Here is a 16,307-nt window from a genome sequence, read left to right on the forward strand (position 1 = left end):
ACCGATTTTTTGAACAGGAGCAGCGCTTTCATGAACAGCATCAACACCGTCGGCATCATCGGCTCGGGCACCATGGGCAATGGCATCGCGCAGGCCTGCGCCACCCGCGGCATCCGCGTGGTCATGGTCGACATCGCGCAGGCCGCGGTGGACAAGGGCCTGGCCACAGTGGCCGGCAGCCTCGACCGCCTGATCAAGAAGGAAAAGATCACCGCCGCCGACAAGGACAAGGCGCTCGCGCTCATCCAGGGATCGACCCACTACGACGACCTCAAGAGTGCACAGCTGGTGATCGAGGCCGCCACCGAAAACGAGGGCCTGAAGGTGAAGATCCTGCAGCAGCTCGACAGCCTGCTCGCGCCCGGGGTCATCGTGGCCACCAACACCAGCTCGATCAGCATCACCAAGCTGGCCGCGGCCACGCAGCGGCCGGACCGCTTCATCGGCATGCACTTCTTCAACCCGGTGCCCATGATGGCGCTGGTGGAAATCATCCGAGGCCTGCAGACCAGCGATGCCACGCACGACGCGGTGAAAGCCCTGGCGGTGGCGCTGGGCAAGTCGCCAATCACGGTGAAGAACGCGCCCGGCTTCGTGGTCAACCGCATCCTGGTGCCCATGATCAACGAGGCCTTCTTTGTGCTGGCCGAAGGCCTGGCCACGCCCGAGGACATCGACGCCGGCATGAAGCTCGGCACCAACCAGCCCATCGGCCCGCTGGCGCTGGCGGACATGATCGGGCTGGACGTGTGCCTGGCGGTGATGAACGTCTACATGGCCGAGTTCAACGACAGCAAGTACCGCCCCGCCCCGCTGCTCAAGGAAATGGTGGCTGCGGGTTATCTCGGCCGCAAGACCGGGCGCGGCGTCTACACCTACTGACCGTCCTGGGCGCGCGGCCACGTTCCCGTGCCATCAAGATGCGGCGACCGCTCGGCCACACCCCAGCGCAGCGGCAAGACCCCCTGCACCCGTCGCGCATGCGTCACCCGCATGCGCAACAGGCGCAACGCGCCGTCGAAGGACGCGAGTTCGTCACCGTCCCACAGCACCTGTGCCTGCGCCGCGAGGTACAACAGGTCACCGCGCTCGAAGTCCATGAACAGCAGACCCGCTGCGGGGTGCACAGCGATGTTGCCCAGGGTGTTGAAGAAGTGATTGCCCATGAAGTCGGGCACGGTCAGCACATCACCTTCCAGCTTCACGAAACCCGGTGCGCCGCCCCGGTGCGACACGTCCACTCCATGGCGCGCTTCGCCGCCCGATGCCGCCTCGGGATGGGCAGTAGCGATGTAGAAGGTGTCGGCCGCGCGGACCAGCCGGCGTGAGGCTTCGTCGAGCACAGGCCCTTCATAAGCCAGCTGCCCGGCAGGCGCCTGGGGCATCCACACCGGTTCGCGCGCCTGAATGTACTTCGGGCAGTTGCCAAAGCTCTGGCCGACCTCGACCACGAAGCCACCGTCTTCAAGCCTCGCCGTGCCGTTCATGCGGTTGCGCCGGCGCGTGTGCGGCTGGATGCCGAGCAGGCCCAGTGGCGCACCGTCGTGCAGCGTGGCATTGAGGGGGTCGTGCGGCAAGGGTCGGGCGCGCACGTGCAAGTGCGTCGGATCGGGCGATGACATGAAACCGGGCGCTCCTGCCAGCACACCTGCCCAGGGCTGGCCCCGCGCGTCCAGGCTGCCCACCACCACGAAGGGCAGGAGTCCGAAGAACGTGCGGTGCTGCTCGGGCATGTGGTCGCGCAGCACTCGCGGTCCGATCTGCGCCATCTGCGCCTGCATGCCGGCACGCGCCTGCATCGCCTGCTCGCCCTCATGGAAGGCCGCTGGCGCGTTCATGCCGCCAGGCCCACAGGGGAACGGACCATGGGCACAAAGCCCGACAAGGCCTCGACGCGCGGCAGCCACTGGCCGGGTGCGTACCGGGCTTCGAGATAGACCAGGATGGCGTTCGAATCGCTCAGCGTCAGCTCATCGTCGCGCAGCACCGGCACCTGGCCCAGTGGGTTCATGGCGGGAAATTCGGGCGACTTGTGCTGCCGCTGCGCCAGGTCGACTTCGATGCGCTCGAACGGCAGGCCGAGCAGCGAAAGAAGCAGTTCGACGCGGTGGCAATGGCCGGAAATGGCGCTGCGGTGCAGCTGAATGGAAGGCTTCATGGGTGGCTCCGGGGTGGGAAAGATGCAATCTTCTTTGCTGCCAACACATTCACAAATACCCTTGCTCGCACATCACTACTCCGGAAATCGGTCTAATGCCACATGGACAAGTTCCGCGCCATGACCACTTTCGTGCAGATCGCCGACGCCGGCAGCCTGACCGCCGCAGCCCATGCATCGGGTGCCTCGCTGCCGGCGGTGGTGCGCACGCTGGCCGCCTACGAGGCCGATCTCGGCGTGCGACTGTTCAACCGAACCACGCGCCGCATATCGCTGACCGAAGAAGGGCGACGCTACCTGGAGAGTTGCCGCCAGTTGCTGGCAGCCGTCAACGACGCCGAAGCCGATCTGAAAAACGACGCGGCCGAACCCACCGGGCTGCTCACGGTCACCGCCCCGGTGTTGTTCGGCCAGATGCATGTGGCGCCCATCGTCACCCGCTTCGTGCAGCGGCATACCCACATGCACTGCCGCGTGGTGCTGCTGGATCGGGTGGTGAACCTGCTGGAAGAAGGCATAGACCTGGGCATCCGCATCGGCGTGCTGGAGGATTCCAGCCTGGTTGCGCAGCGCGTGGGCGAGATTCGCCGCGTGGTGGTCGCCAGTCCGGCCTTCCTGCGCGAGCACGGGCAGCCGTCGCACCCCAACGATCTGCTCAAGGCCAACTGCGTGCGCCTCATGGGCCAGTCCCCCACATGGGGACCGTTCCGCGAGGGTGGAAAGACCTTCAGGCTGGCGGTCAACGGCAACCTCGAGTTCAATCACATTGCGCCCGCCGTGCAGGCCTGTGCGGCCCACGCCGGCTTCGGTCAGTTTCTTTCCTACCAGGTGGCGCCGCTGCTTCAGGCCGGCGCATTGCAGATCGTGCTGGACCACTTCGAGGACGCGCCACGGCCGATCCACGTGGTGTATCCGCATGCCCGCCTGCTGCCCGCGCGCACGCGCGCCTTTATCGATTTCATCCGACAGGAACTCAAAGGCTTCGAGCCCAGGACATCCCACCCATGAGCAACACTTCCCACGACTTCGACCTCTTCGTCATCGGCGGTGGCAGCGGCGGCGTGCGCGCCGCGCGCATGGCAGCCCAGCGCGGCGCACGCGTGGCGCTGGCCGAGGTGCTGGGCACCGACGGCCTGGGCGGCACCTGCGTCAACGTGGGTTGCATCCCGAAGAAGCTATACAGCTACGCGGCGCACTACGGCGATGCGTTCGAAGAGTCCCACGGCTTTGGGTGGGAAAGCACGCCCCCGGTTTTCAACTGGGCCACGCTCAAGAAGAACCGCGCGCAGGAAATCAGCCGCCTCAACGGCGTCTACAGCAACCTGTTGCGTGGCTCGGGCGTGAGTGTGTTTGATGCCTTCGCACGCGTCACCGGCCCGCACGGGATCGCGCTGGCCACGCTCAACGCCGACGGTTCGCCCGGCCACCAGGAGTTCACCGCAAAACACATCCTGATCGCCACCGGCGGCACGCCGCATGTGCCGCACTTCGTCGGGCGCGAGCACGTGATCTCCTCCAACGACATCTTCGACCTGGAACCCTTCCCAAAACACCTGGTGGTGGTGGGCGGTGGCTACATCGCCTGCGAGTTCGCGTCCATCTTCAACGGCCTCGGGTCGAAGGTGGTGCAGCTCTACCGCGGCCAGCAGGTGCTGCGGGGTTTCGACGACGAGGTTCGTCATTTCGTGGCCGGCGAGATGGTCAAGGCTGGTGTGGACCTGCGCCTGAACGCCGACGTGGTCGATGTCCGCAAGACGGCGGACGGCCTGCGCGTGGAATGCGAGGGCGGCGCCGTGCTCGCGGCCGATGCGGTGCTGTACGCCACCGGTCGCGTGCCCAACGTGAAGGACATGGGCCTGGAGGCCGTGGGCGTGGCCCAGGGTGCGCAGGGCGAAGTGATCGTCAACGAGCGCTACCAGAGCAACGTGCCAAGCATCTATGCCATTGGCGACGTCACGAACCGGGTGCAGCTCACGCCGGTGGCGCTGGGCGAGGCCATGGTGGTGGTGGACCAGCTCTTCGGACCGGCCGCCGGCAAGGCACCGCGCAGCATGGGCTACGAGTTCATCCCCACGGCCGTGTTCACCCATCCGAGCATTGGCACCGTGGGCTACAGCGAAGCCGACGCGCGCGAGAAGTTTGGCGACGTGACCATCTTCCGCAGCGAATTCAAGGCGCTGAAACACACGCTCTCCGGCAGCGGCGAGCGCACGCTGATGAAGCTGGTGGTGGAAACGGCCAGCGACCGCGTGGTCGGCCTGCACATGGTCGGTGCCGAGGCCGGCGAGATCGTGCAGGGCTTCGCCGTGGCCATGAAAGCCGGCGCCACCAAGGCCGTGTTCGACAGCACCATCGGCATCCACCCAACGGCGGCCGAGGAGTTCGTGACCATGCGCGAGCCCCTCAGGGCCTGAGGAACCACAGCAGGACCACGCCCAGCAGGGTGTGTGCCCACAGCCCGGGCGCGAACCAGGCCAGGTAACGCGCACCACCGGCCACGCCCGCGGTGACGCTCTTGCTCAGCGCATGCACCGCCAGCGCCAGCATCACCGCCAGGCCGGCCGGGGCGGTGGGCTGCGACGCGGTGAACACCGCCGCGAGGGCCGCGTGCAGGTCTGCCAGCGCGCCGAGCAAGGTGCCGGTGTACAGCCCGGCCGTGCCCAGCCACAGCTCCAGCCCGTGCACCAGCGCCTGAACGCCGGCCAGCAGCACAGCCACCACCGCCGCGCCCTTGAGGCTGAACATGCGTTCGTCATCGCCACCTGGCCTACCTTGCGCGCGCGGCCCGGACACCTCGCCGGAGGTTGCACCGGTCGCCGCGCCGTGCACCAGCCAGTAGCCCCAGGCTGCGGCGAGTGCAGCCGCCGCCAGCGCCGGCAACCAGAGCACCGCCAGCCAGGCGGGCTTCACGGCAGAAGCCACCAGCAACAGTTGCAGCTGGGTCGACACGCAAGACAACAGCGCGCCCCCGGCCATCATCCGCGCGCCCGACGGGCTTTCCCGCACGGACAGTCCCAGGCTCGCAATCGTGGCGGTGCTGGACACGAAACCCGATGCCAGCGAGGACAGCGCCACCGCATGGCGCGCGCGCAGCAGCCGGCGCCCCAGGTGGGCCAGCGACTGCACAGCGAGCAACAGCGCGAGCAGCTGCATCACGACGTGCAGATTGAGCACCGGACCCCACAACGGGCGATCAGGCACCAGGGGCAAGGCCACCAACACCAGCGCGGCCAGCACGATGCCATCGCGCACCTCGGCCGGTGTCAGCCAGTGGCGCACGAAACGGTGCATGCGCTCGCGCCCGGCCAGCACCACCGTCAGGCCCGCGGCCAGCGCGGCGGCCAGTGGCAACTGCCAGGCGCACAGCACGCCGATCAGGTAGGTCAGCAGCAGGGCGACTTCGGTGGTCACGCCCGGGTCATCGGAGCGGTCGCGCCAGTACGCCACCACCGTGAGGGCGGCGACAAAGGCCGCGCCAGCCACCACGACGCCCGTGATCTGCGTGAGCGCCGCGGCCGCGCCGGTGACGCACACCAGCGCGAAGCTGCGCAGGCCGGCCAGCGCGCGACCCGGGCCCTCACCCTTGCGGCGCTCGCGCTCCACGCCGATCAGCAAGCCGCAGCCCAGCGCGGCCGCCAACGTGGCGGCGGCACCGGTCAGGGCAGGCGTGGCGGCATCGGGCATGCGGTTTCCTCGTCGGTGCTTGCGGTGCGGACACACCACCACGCCACAATAGCACCATGCAAAAAACGCCCGCCTTCACCGCCCCGCTCTTCTTCACGGACGCCGCCCTGGCCCTGGCTCAGGTGCAGCGCATCTACCAGGACAACGTGGAATTCCTGCGCCAGGCCATGCGCGACTTCGTGGCCGGCGAGGACTTCACCCTGACCCACGTGCGCGCTTGCTACCCCTACGTGCGGCTGCACACGCACAGCGTGCTGCGCCAGGGCGCCAAGCCCGACAGCCCGCCCGTCAAGCGCCTGAGCTACGGTTTCGTGGCGGGCCCGGGTCGCTTCGAGACCACCCTCACCCGCCCTGACCTCTACGGCGACTACTACCTGGAGCAGTTCAACTTGCTGCTGGCCAACCACGGCGGCGAGCTTGAGGTCGGCACCAGCACACAACCCATCCCGATCCATTTCTCGTTCGCCGAGCACGACCATGTGGAAGGCAGCATGGACCTGATGCGCCGCGCGCTCATGCGCGATGTATTCGACCTGCCCGACCTCACCGCCATGGACGACGGCATCGCCAATGGCACGCACGAACCCCGGCCCGGCGAGGCGCACCCGCTCTCGCTGTTCACCGCGCCGCGGGTGGACTACTCGCTGCAGCGCCTGCGCCACTACACCGGCACCGCGCCCGAGTGGTTCCAGAACTTCGTGCTGTTCACCAACTACCAGTTCTACATCGACGAGTTCATCAAACTCGGCCACGCCGAGATGGCCGACCCCGACAGCGAGTACGTCGCCTTTGTCGAACCCGGCAACGTGGTCATGCGCCGCGCCGGTCTGGCCGCGGAGCCCGGCGACGAGCTCGGTCACGCGCCACCGCGCCTGCCCCAGATGCCGGCCTACCACCTGATGCGCGGGGACCGCAGTGGCATCACCATGGTCAACATCGGCGTCGGCCCGGCCAACGCCAAGACCATCACCGACCACATTGCCGTGCTGCGCCCGCACGCCTGGCTCATGCTCGGCCACTGCGCCGGCCTGCGCACCAGCCAGCAGCTGGGCGACTACGTGCTGGCCCACGCCTACGTGCGCGAGGACCACGTGCTCGACGAGGAGCTGCCACTGTGGGTGCCGATCCCCGCGCTGGCCGAGATCCAGCTAGCCCTCGAGGCCGCCGTGGCAGACGTGACCGGCGTGCCACCGGCCGAGCTCAAGCGCATCATGCGCACCGGCACCGTGGCCAGCACCGACAACCGCAACTGGGAGCTGCTGCCCGACAACCGGCCGCAGCGCCGGTTCTCGCAATCGCGAGCGGTCGCGCTGGACATGGAAAGCGCCACCATCGCCGCCAACGGTTTCCGCTTCCGCGTGCCCTACGGCACCCTGCTGTGCGTGAGCGACAAGCCCTTGCACGGCGAGATCAAGCTGCCCGGCATGGCCAACCACTTCTACCGCGAGCGCGTGGACCAGCACCTGCGCATCGGCATCCGCGCCATCCAGCTGCTGCGCGAAGGCGGCACCGACCAGCTGCACAGCCGCAAGCTGCGCAGCTTTGCCGAAGTGGCGTTCCAGTAAGCCATGGGCACACCATCCCCATGAACGATCTCGCCGCGTTTCTCAACCGCTTCCTGCATACCGAGCTGTGGCTGGCCACCGCGCTCGCCATCGTGCTGCTGACCCTGCTGGCCAGCCTGATCGTGCGCGTGCTGCTCAGGCACGCCACCCGCCTGGCACAGCGCTCGTCCACCCATTGGGACGAGGCCCTGGTGAACGCCGCGCGCCTGCCGGTGCAAGCCGTCATCTGGCTGGTGAGCCTGGGCTGGATGGCGCGCCTGCTGCAGCCCCACTGGACCGAGGACGCCGAGGTGCTCGTCGCTGTCCGGCAGGTGCACGACGTCGGCATCGTTCTCTGCGTGGCCTGGTTCCTCTGGAAGTTCGTGGTGCAGGTGACGCACACCGCCGAATCGCGCAGCCGCGCCAGGGGCGAGCCCTTTGACGCCACCACCTTCGACGCGCTGAGCAAGCTCGCCCGCCTGCTGGTGTTCGTGGTCACCGTGATCACCATCGCCCAGACGCTGGGTTTCAAGATCGGCGGGTTGCTGGCGCTGGGCGGCGTGGGCGGCCTGGCCGTGGGCCTGGCCGCGAAAGACCTGCTGGCGAATTTCTTCGGCGGACTCACCATCTACCTGGACCGGCCCTTCAGCGTCGGCGACTGGATTCGCTCGCCCGACAAGAGCATCGAGGGCACGGTGGAATACATCAGCTGGCGCCACACCCGCATCCGCGCCTTCAACAAGAACCCCATCTACGTGCCCAACGCGGTGTTCACCAGCATCGTGGTGGAAAACCCGTCGCGCATGAGCCACCGCCGCCTGAAGGAAACGCTGGGCCTGCGCTACGACGATTTCGACCAGGTCGACCGCGTGGTGGCGGACATCAAGGCCATGCTGCTCGCACACGAAGGCATCGACACCAACGAGACATTGATTGTCAACTTCAACGCGTTCGGCGCCAGCTCGCTCGACATCATGATCTACGGCTTCACCAAGACGCGCGCCTGGGTCGAATACCACGAGGTCAAACAGGACGTGCTGCTGAAGATCGGCCGCATCGTTGCCGCGCATGGCGCGGAAGTGGCCTTTCCCACGCAGACGCTGCATGTGGCATCGACCCCGGAAACCGCGCTGTCAGAGCCCGCGCGAGGCCAGGTCTGAGCCCAGGCGAGCACCCAGCCTCAATGGGGTGATGGGGCCGCCCGACCATCCGGATGGCTACGCCTGAACCCGCGCGGCCACCGCGCGCACCGCCGCCAGGAAGTCGGCATACACCTCGCCCTGCAGCGAACTCGGGCGCTGCACGATGGAGATGGGCGCCGAGAAGGACGACATGGGCGTGCGCAGCACCCGCACCAGGCCATGCCGCTGGGCCAGGCGCGCGGCGTCCAGCGGCACCAGCGCAAGGGTTTCGAGCTCATGGGCCAGCGCGAGGCTGCTGGTGAACGATGACGATTCCATCAAGGGCCTGGGCGGTGTTACGCCACCACGGATGAACTCGGTGTTGAGCAACTGGCGCGTCACCAGTTCCGGGGGTGGCAGCACCCAGCGCGCATCGGCCAGCTCCCGCCAACCGATCTGCCGCCGCCGACGCGCCAGCGGCTGGCTCGCGCCGGCGACGATGGCAAGCGCTTCGTCGTAAAGCCGTTCGACGCGCAGCGTGCGCATGGGCTCGCTGGCCAGCAGCTCTCCAGAAAAGCGACCGACCACGCAATCCACCTCGCCCGCATCGAGCGCGAGCAGCAGATCGTGGATGGAGCCCTCGCGGAACCGCACCACCATGCCGGGGCGGCGCTCCAGAAATCGGCCCATCGCGCGTGGCAACAGGGACAGCAACAAGACCGGCGTGGCGCCCACGCGCAGCATGCCGGCCTCGCCATTTTCAATGGCCTGCAACTCGTCGCGCAGGATGCCCCACTCGTTGAGCATCACCTCGGCGCGGTGCAGAAACGCGATGCCGCTCTGCGTGGGCCGCGTGCCGAGGCGGCCGCGCTCGAACAGACGCACACCGAGCGAGGCCTCCAGGTCCTGCAGCATTTTGGTCACAGCGGGCTGCGTGCGGTGCAGCATGCGCGCGGCTTCGTGCACGGTGCCGGACGCCGCCAACGCGCGGCACAACTGCAGGTGCGACAGGCGCACGCCGGTAACGGGCGAGGAAAAGGGTGTTTGCTTCATGGGGTCCTCAATTGATTCGATTATGGAATCGAATGATCAAAACAACTCACTATTTAAGAATGTTTATCTGAACCACACTGTGCCCATGAATGCCGTTGTCCAGACACCTGTCCTCGAAGATGCGCCCGCTGTCGTCACACGGCGAACGGGCGGCGTCGCCCTGCTGGAAATCCACCAACCGCCGGTGAACGCGATGAACCGTCGTGTGCGCCGGGCGCTGTTCGATGCGCTGCTCGCGGTCCGCGATGAGCCGAAAACGCAGGCCGTGGTGATCGCCAGCGAAGGTCGCATGTTCTCCGGCGGCGGTGATCTGCGTGAGGTCGGCCGACCCGATCCGCCCGGCAGCACCACGCTCAGCGAACTGGCCGAGCTGGTGGAAGCCTTTCCCAAGCCTGTTGTGGTGGCGTTGCAAGGCAAGGCCATTGGCGGCGGCGTGCTGCTCGGAATGGCTTGCCATGCGCGCATCGGTTCGCACGACGCCTTGCTCGCACTCCCCGAGGTGAATCTCGGCTTTGTGCCGGGTGCCGGTGGCACGCAGCGCCTGCCGCGCCTGGTGGGTGTGGAAGCAGCGTTGCGCATGGTGGTGCTTTCCCAGCCGATGGACGCAGCCAGCGCACAAGCCGCCGGCTTGCTCGACGCGGTCGTGCCCGAAGGCGGCAACCTGCGCGAGGCCGCGAGCACGCACGCCCTGGCCATCGTCGGGGGCCAGTTGTCCTGGCGGCGCACGGCCGAATCCCCGGTGCCGGACGGTGCTGCGCCTCCGGCGCTCATCGCGCGCTACCGCGCCCTCGCCACCGAACGCTGGGGCGACCGGGAGGCGGCGCAAGAAGCCATCACCCTCATAGCCAGCGCGGCCGAACAACCCTTTTCCGAGGGCGCGCAACACGAACGCTCGGCCTATCTGCGCCTGGCCTCTTCCACACAAACCCAGAGCCTCGTCGCCGCGTTCTTCGCGGCCCGCCATCCCGCCGCGCAGAAAGGCGCCACGCCATGACCGACCTGAGCGACGACCCAGGCTTGCAGGCCCTGGCGAAGCCGCGCTCGCTCGATGCGTTGTTGAACCCGCGTTCGGTGGCCATCCTGGGCGCCTCGTCGGACGCCACCAAGATCGGCGGACGGCCCGTGAAGTTCTTGCGCACGCACGGCTTCAACGGACCGATCTATCCCGTGAATGCACGCGCCACCGAGGTGCAGGGTCTGCGCGCCTACGCCGACCTTGACCAAATCCCCTCGCCCGTGGACCACGCCATCATCGCGCTTCCCGGCAGCGCGGTCCTGTCCGCCGTTCGGGCCTGCGCCGAGCGCGGTGTGCGCGCGGTGACGGTGTTCAGCTCAGGCTTTGCGGAGGTTGGCGAAGTGGGTCGCGCCGCACAGGCCGAACTGGGCATGATCGCCCGCGACAGCGGCATGCGCATCCTCGGGCCGAACTGCATGGGCTTCATGAACCTGCGCAGCGGCTTCCTCGGCACCTTCGCCTTCATGGTCGACCTCGGCCTGCCCCCGCTCGGGCGCGTGGCGCTGGTCAGCCAGAGCGGCGCGTTCGGAGGACAGGCGCTGGTGATGGCGCGCGAGCAAGGCCTGCCGCTGGGTGCCTGGGTCACCACCGGCAACGAGTGCGACGTCGAGCTGGCGGACTGCATCGCGCACTTCTCGCAGGACCCGGACATCGACGTAATCATGGGCTACATGGAAGGCTGCAAGTCGCCCGAGCGCCTGATCGAGGCGCTGGCGCTGGCGCAGATGGCGGGCAAGCCGGTGATCATGGTGAAGGCTGGCCGCTCCGACGTGGGGCGCGCGGCCGTGCAGTCGCACACCGGCGCGCTCGCGGGTGACGACCGCGTGTTCGACGCGCTGTTCCACGAATATGGCGTGCACCGCGCGCATTCGGTGGAAGACTTCTTCGACGTGGCCCGCGCCTGCGCCAGCGGCGTGATGCCGCGCGAGGGCCGCGTTGGCGTGTTCACCGTGTCGGGTGGCATCGGCGTGCTCACGGCGGACGCGGCCGAACAGAACGGACTGGACCTCACCCCGATGCCGGCGCTCGCGCAAGAGCGCCTGCGGGCGCTGCTGCCGCACGCCTCGGTGCGCAACCCGGTGGATGGCACGGCGCAGATCTGGGCCGACATGCAGGTCTTCGAAACCTTCTTGCGCACCATGCTGCAGGAAGGCAACTACGAGTGCGTATTGCTGTTCCTCACCGCGATGCCGCATGCGCCGCACCTGCAGGCGCCATTGGCCGACATCCTCACGCGCCTGCGGCAGGAGTTTCCGCAGGTGTTGCTGGTGCTGTCCATGCTCGCGCCGCCCGCGCTCTCGCAGCAGATGCAGGCGGCGGGCTACCTGCTGTTCGAGGACACCACGCGCGCCATGCGCGCCGTGGCCGCACTCAGATCGCTCGCCGCGGCCCGGCAACGCCACCGCTGCGCGGGCCCTCGCCTGGCGTCCAGCCTGCTGCCCGACCTCAGCGCCCAGACCCTGGCCGAGGCGCGCACCGAGCACGCGGTCAAGCAGGTGCTGACCGCTTGCGGCATCCCCGCGCCCATCGAAATGGTGGCGACCACCGAAGACGAAGCGATCAACGCTGCCCGGCGGACCGGCTACCCCGTCGTGCTCAAGGTGCTGTCGCCCGACATCGTGCACAAGACCGAAGTGGGGGGCGTGGCCCTGAACCTGCGCGACGACCGCGCCCTGGCCAGCGCCTGGCGCGAGATGATGGCGCGCGTGCGCCGTGAAGCCCCGAACGCACAGGTTGATGGCGCCTTGGTGGCGCCCATGGTCGGCCCGGGCCTGGAGTTCATCGTCGGCGTGCAGCGCGATCCGATCTTCGGGCCGGTCGTCGTGGCCGGCCTGGGAGGCGTCTTCGTCGAGCTGTTCAACGACGTGGCCTTGCGCATCGCACCGGTCTCGCGCGAACAGGCGCACGAGATGCTGCGCGAACTCCGCGCCCACGCGCTTCTGCGGGGTCATCGCGGCGCACCCGCGGCCGACATCGACGCATTGGCCGATGTGATCGTTCGGCTGTCACAACTGGCGGTGCGCCATGCGGACACGCTGGAGTCGATCGAGATCAACCCGCTGCGCGTGTTCGCCGCCGGCCAGGGTGTGCTTGCGCTCGACGCCGTGGTGCTGGCGCGCGGCGATGCGCCTTCACAGGACACCGCTGCATGAGCGGAAAGACCGTCACCTTCTTCTTCTCGGTGCTCTCGCCCTGGGTTTACTTTGGCGGGCCGCGCTTTCACGCGATCGCGCGTGCAACCGGCGCCACCGTAGCCTACCGCCCGATCGACCTGCTGCGCGTCTTCCGGGAAACCGGTGGCACACCGCTGGCCGCCATGTCGCCCGCGCGCCAGGCGTTTCGCGCGCGCGAACGTGAGCGCTGGTCGGCCTGGCTGGCCATGCCGGTGAATGCCAGGCCGGCCCATCACCCAGTGGACGAATCGCTCGCCGCGCAGTTGCTGATGGCGGCCGAAGATGCGCGCGGCAGCGAGGTCGTCTGGCCGCTGGCGCAGCGCATGCTGGCCGGCGTCTGGGTCCACGACCTCGACATCTCCAGAGAAGCGACGCTTGCGCAGATCGCGCGCGAACAAGGCCTGGATGCGGACAGGCTGCTGGCCGATGCCGCCACGCTGTCCATGCGCGCGCGCTTCGACGCGAACACCACCGAAGCCATGGCCGCGGGCGTGTTCGGCGTGCCCAGTTTCGTCGTCGATGGCGACCTGCACTTCGGGCAGGACCGCCTCGACTTTGTGGAACGCGCCTTGCGCGCCGACTGATGCCCTCTGTTGTTCAAGCGAAAGGAACCACGACCATGAAAAAGTTCTTGACCCGCCTCCTGCTGGCGCTGTGCGCCGTGGCCACCACCGGCCTTGCCGCCGCGCAGTCCTACCCCAACAAGCCCATCCGCTGGATATCGCCCTGGGCGCCCGCGGGCGGCAACGACGTGCTCTCTCGCGCCATCGGCGTCGAAATCTCCAAGACCCTGGGCCAGCCCGTGGTGGTGGACAACAAGCCCGGCGCGTCCGGCACCATCGGGACCGACATGGTGGCCAAGGCAGCACCCGACGGCCACACCATCACCCTGGGCAGCCCCGGCACACACGCCACCGCCTTGAGCATGGTGCCCGGCCTGCCCTACGACCCGGTGAAGTCGTTCACACCCATCGTGCTCGTTGGCACGGTGCCCAACGTGCTGGTCGTGCCCGCGTCGGTGCCGGCCAACTCGGTACAGGAATTGATCGCGCACCTCAAGGCCAAGCCCAACAGCTACAACTTTGCCTCGGTCGGCAATGGTTCCATGCAGCACCTCGCGGGCGAACTGTTCAAACGCATGGCCGGCGTGGAGATCACCCACGTGGCCTACAAGGGCAGCGCACCGGCCTTGCAGGACCTGGTCGGCGGTCGCGTGGAAATGGCGTTCGAAAGCATGCCGACGGTGTTGCCGCTGGTGCGCAGCGGCAAGCTCAAGGCACTGGCGGTGACGACGCCCAAGCGCTCGTCGCTGATGCCGGACGTGCCCACCGTCGCCGAGTCCGGCCTGGCGGGCTTCGACGTCACGGTCTGGTATGGCGTGTTCGGGCCGGCCGGCATGCCCGCGGACGTCACGACGAAACTCAACCAGGCGATCAATGCCGCGCTGCGCACCCCGGAACTCGGTCTACGCCTGCGCGACCTGGGCGCCGATGTGGCCGGCGGCACGGCGCAGGAGCTGGCGCGCTACCAGGCAGCGGAAAGCACGAAGTGGAACGGATTCATCAAGGAAGCAGGCATCGCGCCCTGACGCGCTCCCTTGCGCGCCCTGGGGCGCTGAGTTCAATTCAGCCCGACGCCATGCCGTTGGGCGCCATCCACTCCACCATGGAGTGCGGTGCACCGTGTCGCGCGGGTGTGACAGGGGCTGGTTGGGTTCTGATGCGAATGCAAAGGCGTCAGTTGCGGCCCGCGCGGACCAGTTCCAGGGTTTCATTGACCCGCGTGCTGCCACTCGCGCTGCCGCTGTTGCGAAATTCGGCATTGAAGCGAATCACCCGATTCAGGGCGGGTGCATACCAGACCGTGGCGCGGTAGGGAACGTTGATATGGAAGAGCCCGAAGACCCGGCCGTGCCAGCCCTGCAGGTCGATGCGCACCGCGCTGTATTCGACCTCGCCCACCCGAAGCAGTTGTTCGGGTGAGGCCGCAGCCGTCAGGTCGTAGCTGGCGGGCTGGTTCTGCCAACTGGCGGACACCTTGAGCTGACGCACGCCTTTCATCACTTGTCCCCCGGGCGCCCACCCACCGGAAGGCGTCACCATGTCGAGTTCGACCAGTGCGTGCGCCTGGGAACCCTTCGCCTTGCCGTCCATCCCCTCCACACGCGAACCGCCGTTGAAGACCACAGTGTCGGCCGTCACGCGATCCACGCGCAGATTCACGCTCTGCGTCAGCTGCGTGTAGTGGTCGGTGATCTCGTACTCGAACCAGTCGCCAGGCTGCCGCTGGGCGGTCAGTTCGGTGGGCCCTGAAGGTGCGGCGATGGCGGGGCTGGACACTCGGGGTGCATTGCGCTGCTCCAGCAGCCGGCGGGACCGCTCCGCCACTTCAGCAACGCGGTAGGCCGGCACGGCAAAGTTGATGTTCTGAGACTCGCGCCGGGTGAACGTCGTGATCCCGATCAGGCGGCCTTCCACGTCGAACAAGCCGCCACCACTGGAACCCGGCGAAATGGGCGTGGTCGTCTGCACAAACATCAGTTGCCCCGTGCCGTCGCGGCGCAGCCCCGACAACAGCCCGTCGCTCAGCGTCGTCTCCAGCCCCTGCGGCGTGCCGATGGCATACACCCGCGCACCCACGCGCAGCGTGTCCATGTCGGCCATTTCCACCGCGGGCGCATGGAAGTTGTCGACACGGATCTGACAGAGGTCGTTCTCGGGGTCGGGAAACTCCAGCTTGCCGCCGTAGCTCACGTTGTCCTTCGTCACCTGGAAGTGGCTCATCCTGGCCAGCACGTGGCAGTTGGTCACCAGGCGGCCAGGCCCGATCACCACCGCACTGCCCTGCGACGTGTGACGGCCCTGGGCATCGCTGGCCCGCACCGTCCACACGCTGGGCACCACCTTGGCGAACAGCGCGTCCGGCTCCAGCGACCAGGCGGACGCGCTGGCCAGCAGGCCGGCCATGGCGATCCAGCAACGCCCGCTCATCGCGCACCTCCTTGGGCCGTTGGAGGCAGCAAGGCTTCCAGGTCGTCCATCGTGACGCGACCGCGAGGCAACTCACGCGCCACAACAGGTGGCGAGGCCGGCTGGGCCACGAGCACCTCCGTCCCGGTATAGCGCAGCGAGGACAGGTCCGCCAAGGCCGTGCCTTCCGGCTTCAGGTTCAGCTGCACCCGCCCGACCAGCAGGCCAAAGCCGATGCTGGACTCCACATACAGCGTCTGGCCCGCTTCGATGTCGAACTCCAGCCGCGCCTCCACCTCGGTCTGCGAACTGGCCAGATGCCGGCCCGGCACTGTGTCGACGTAGAAAAATCCCCCGGGCTGCGACCGGCCCACCACCTGAAGGTCCAGGCGGATTTCAGGCTGCAGCGCGGCGCCCACGATGGAGCCGCTGCGGTAGAAGAAGACGCGGCATCCGTTCTCCTTCAGGGGCGGAAGGGAGCCGGACACCGACGCATAGTTCAAGCCGGTGGCCGCACAGCCGGAGAGGAACAGCACGCACACACCCGCCCACACCAGCACCCACCACCGGGCTGAACCCATTTCCGCCT

15 protein-coding genes are annotated in these 16,307 nt (G+C 67.9%); 9 read left to right on the forward strand and 6 right to left on the reverse strand.

Features of this window, described 5'->3' with window-relative positions; translation table 11 throughout:
• Nucleotides 1-30 precede the first annotated feature (30 nt).
• Entirely contained in the window at nt 31-882 is an 852-nt protein-coding gene (locus AB7P10_RS09390) for a 3-hydroxybutyryl-CoA dehydrogenase (protein WP_428293578.1), read from the forward strand.
• Here the strand turns inward: AB7P10_RS09390 and AB7P10_RS09395 are convergent.
• Together AB7P10_RS09395 and AB7P10_RS09400 are read right to left on the reverse strand one after the other, a co-directional pair.
• A complete protein-coding gene (locus tag AB7P10_RS09395; protein ID WP_428293579.1) occupies nt 876-1,838 on the reverse strand; it encodes a pyridoxamine 5'-phosphate oxidase family protein in 963 nt (320 codons plus the stop codon). The two genes, AB7P10_RS09390 and AB7P10_RS09395, sit on opposite strands and share 7 nt — an antisense overlap.
• Nucleotides 1,835-2,158 carry a glutathione S-transferase N-terminal domain-containing protein gene (locus AB7P10_RS09400; RefSeq protein ID WP_428293580.1) on the reverse strand — a complete coding sequence of 108 codons (324 nt, stop codon included), beginning with the start codon at nt 2,156-2,158 and terminating at the stop codon, nt 1,835-1,837. Before AB7P10_RS09400 ends, AB7P10_RS09395 begins: the two co-directional genes overlap by 4 nt.
• 102 nt (nt 2,159-2,260) lie before the next feature.
• Here AB7P10_RS09400 and AB7P10_RS09405 point away from each other — a divergent pair, with 102 nt between their 5' ends.
• Together AB7P10_RS09405 and gorA are read left to right on the forward strand one after the other, a co-directional pair.
• On the forward strand, nt 2,261-3,166 hold the full coding sequence (locus AB7P10_RS09405; protein WP_428293581.1) for a LysR family transcriptional regulator: 906 nt from the start codon (nt 2,261-2,263) through the stop codon (nt 3,164-3,166).
• Nucleotides 3,163-4,572 carry a glutathione-disulfide reductase gene (gene gorA, locus AB7P10_RS09410; RefSeq protein ID WP_428293582.1) on the forward strand — a complete coding sequence of 470 codons (1,410 nt, stop codon included), beginning with the start codon at nt 3,163-3,165 and terminating at the stop codon, nt 4,570-4,572. The genes AB7P10_RS09405 and gorA overlap by 4 nt, the downstream gene beginning before the upstream one ends.
• On the opposite strand, the gene AB7P10_RS09415 is transcribed toward gorA, so the two are convergent.
• Nucleotides 4,562-5,842, reverse strand: coding sequence for an MgtC/SapB family protein (locus AB7P10_RS09415; protein WP_428293583.1), 1,281 nt, complete (start codon nt 5,840-5,842; stop codon nt 4,562-4,564). The two genes, gorA and AB7P10_RS09415, sit on opposite strands and share 11 nt — an antisense overlap.
• 56 nt (nt 5,843-5,898) lie before the next feature.
• On the opposite strand from AB7P10_RS09415, the gene AB7P10_RS09420 reads away from it, so the two are divergent.
• Both AB7P10_RS09420 and AB7P10_RS09425 read left to right on the forward strand, forming a co-directional pair.
• On the forward strand, nt 5,899-7,407 hold the full coding sequence (locus AB7P10_RS09420; protein ID WP_428293584.1) for an AMP nucleosidase: 1,509 nt from the start codon (nt 5,899-5,901) through the stop codon (nt 7,405-7,407).
• A 20-nt stretch (nt 7,408-7,427) separates the two neighbouring features.
• Nucleotides 7,428-8,546 carry a mechanosensitive ion channel family protein gene (locus AB7P10_RS09425; RefSeq protein ID WP_428293585.1) on the forward strand — a complete coding sequence of 373 codons (1,119 nt, stop codon included), beginning with the start codon at nt 7,428-7,430 and terminating at the stop codon, nt 8,544-8,546.
• Nucleotides 8,547-8,603: 57 nt separating this feature from the next.
• Here the strand turns inward: AB7P10_RS09425 and AB7P10_RS09430 are convergent, their stop codons facing one another.
• On the reverse strand, nt 8,604-9,560 hold the full coding sequence (locus tag AB7P10_RS09430) for a LysR substrate-binding domain-containing protein (protein WP_428293586.1): 957 nt from the start codon (nt 9,558-9,560) through the stop codon (nt 8,604-8,606).
• Nucleotides 9,561-9,645: 85 nt separating this feature from the next.
• Between AB7P10_RS09430 and AB7P10_RS09435 the strand changes: the two genes are divergently transcribed.
• Genes AB7P10_RS09435 through AB7P10_RS09450 form a run of 4 tightly spaced genes read left to right on the forward strand, consistent with a single transcriptional unit; the run spans nt 9,646 to nt 14,337 of the window.
• The gene (locus tag AB7P10_RS09435) at nt 9,646-10,554 is read left to right on the forward strand and encodes an enoyl-CoA hydratase/isomerase family protein (protein WP_428293587.1); all 909 of its coding nucleotides are present in this window, start codon (nt 9,646-9,648) and stop codon (nt 10,552-10,554) included.
• A complete protein-coding gene (locus tag AB7P10_RS09440) occupies nt 10,551-12,728 on the forward strand; it encodes an acetate--CoA ligase family protein (protein WP_428293588.1) in 2,178 nt (725 codons plus the stop codon). The genes AB7P10_RS09435 and AB7P10_RS09440 overlap by 4 nt, the downstream gene beginning before the upstream one ends.
• Nucleotides 12,725-13,333, forward strand: a complete 609-nt coding sequence (locus AB7P10_RS09445; protein WP_428293589.1) for a 2-hydroxychromene-2-carboxylate isomerase — start codon at nt 12,725-12,727, stop codon at nt 13,331-13,333. Before AB7P10_RS09440 ends, AB7P10_RS09445 begins: the two co-directional genes overlap by 4 nt.
• 35 nt (nt 13,334-13,368) lie before the next feature.
• Nucleotides 13,369-14,337 carry a Bug family tripartite tricarboxylate transporter substrate binding protein gene (locus tag AB7P10_RS09450; protein ID WP_428293590.1) on the forward strand — a complete coding sequence of 323 codons (969 nt, stop codon included), beginning with the start codon at nt 13,369-13,371 and terminating at the stop codon, nt 14,335-14,337.
• Nucleotides 14,338-14,485: 148 nt separating this feature from the next.
• On the opposite strand, the gene AB7P10_RS09455 is transcribed toward AB7P10_RS09450, so the two are convergent.
• Nucleotides 14,486-15,739, reverse strand: coding sequence for a S1C family serine protease (locus AB7P10_RS09455; protein ID WP_428293591.1), 1,254 nt, complete (start codon nt 15,737-15,739; stop codon nt 14,486-14,488).
• A complete protein-coding gene (locus tag AB7P10_RS09460) occupies nt 15,736-16,299 on the reverse strand; it encodes a DUF2846 domain-containing protein (protein ID WP_428293592.1) in 564 nt (187 codons plus the stop codon). The genes AB7P10_RS09455 and AB7P10_RS09460 overlap by 4 nt, the downstream gene beginning before the upstream one ends.
• Between the last annotated feature and the right edge of the window lie 8 nt (nt 16,300-16,307).

It is taken from the genome of Hydrogenophaga sp., assembly GCF_050182545.1.
Classification (GTDB): domain Bacteria; phylum Pseudomonadota; class Gammaproteobacteria; order Burkholderiales; family Burkholderiaceae_C; genus Hydrogenophaga.

Bases quoted from the DNA above. Each gene is read 5' to 3' on its own strand.
- AB7P10_RS09390 (WP_428293578.1), top strand. From the start codon at position 31: ATGAACAGCATCAACACCGTCGGCATCATCGGCTCGGGCACCATGGGC.
- AB7P10_RS09395 (WP_428293579.1), bottom strand. From the start codon at position 1,838: ATGAACGCGCCAGCGGCCTTCCATGAGGGCGAGCAGGCGATGCAGGCG.
- AB7P10_RS09400 (WP_428293580.1), bottom strand. From the start codon at position 2,158: ATGAAGCCTTCCATTCAGCTGCACCGCAGCGCCATTTCCGGCCATTGC.
- AB7P10_RS09405 (WP_428293581.1), top strand. From the start codon at position 2,261: ATGGACAAGTTCCGCGCCATGACCACTTTCGTGCAGATCGCCGACGCC.
- gorA (WP_428293582.1), top strand. From the start codon at position 3,163: ATGAGCAACACTTCCCACGACTTCGACCTCTTCGTCATCGGCGGTGGC.
- AB7P10_RS09415 (WP_428293583.1), bottom strand. From the start codon at position 5,842: ATGCCCGATGCCGCCACGCCTGCCCTGACCGGTGCCGCCGCCACGTTG.
- AB7P10_RS09420 (WP_428293584.1), top strand. From the start codon at position 5,899: ATGCAAAAAACGCCCGCCTTCACCGCCCCGCTCTTCTTCACGGACGCC.
- AB7P10_RS09425 (WP_428293585.1), top strand. From the start codon at position 7,428: ATGAACGATCTCGCCGCGTTTCTCAACCGCTTCCTGCATACCGAGCTG.
- AB7P10_RS09430 (WP_428293586.1), bottom strand. From the start codon at position 9,560: ATGAAGCAAACACCCTTTTCCTCGCCCGTTACCGGCGTGCGCCTGTCG.
- AB7P10_RS09435 (WP_428293587.1), top strand. From the start codon at position 9,646: ATGAATGCCGTTGTCCAGACACCTGTCCTCGAAGATGCGCCCGCTGTC.
- AB7P10_RS09440 (WP_428293588.1), top strand. From the start codon at position 10,551: ATGACCGACCTGAGCGACGACCCAGGCTTGCAGGCCCTGGCGAAGCCG.
- AB7P10_RS09445 (WP_428293589.1), top strand. From the start codon at position 12,725: ATGAGCGGAAAGACCGTCACCTTCTTCTTCTCGGTGCTCTCGCCCTGG.
- AB7P10_RS09450 (WP_428293590.1), top strand. From the start codon at position 13,369: ATGAAAAAGTTCTTGACCCGCCTCCTGCTGGCGCTGTGCGCCGTGGCC.
- AB7P10_RS09455 (WP_428293591.1), bottom strand. From the start codon at position 15,739: ATGAGCGGGCGTTGCTGGATCGCCATGGCCGGCCTGCTGGCCAGCGCG.
- AB7P10_RS09460 (WP_428293592.1), bottom strand. From the start codon at position 16,299: ATGGGTTCAGCCCGGTGGTGGGTGCTGGTGTGGGCGGGTGTGTGCGTG.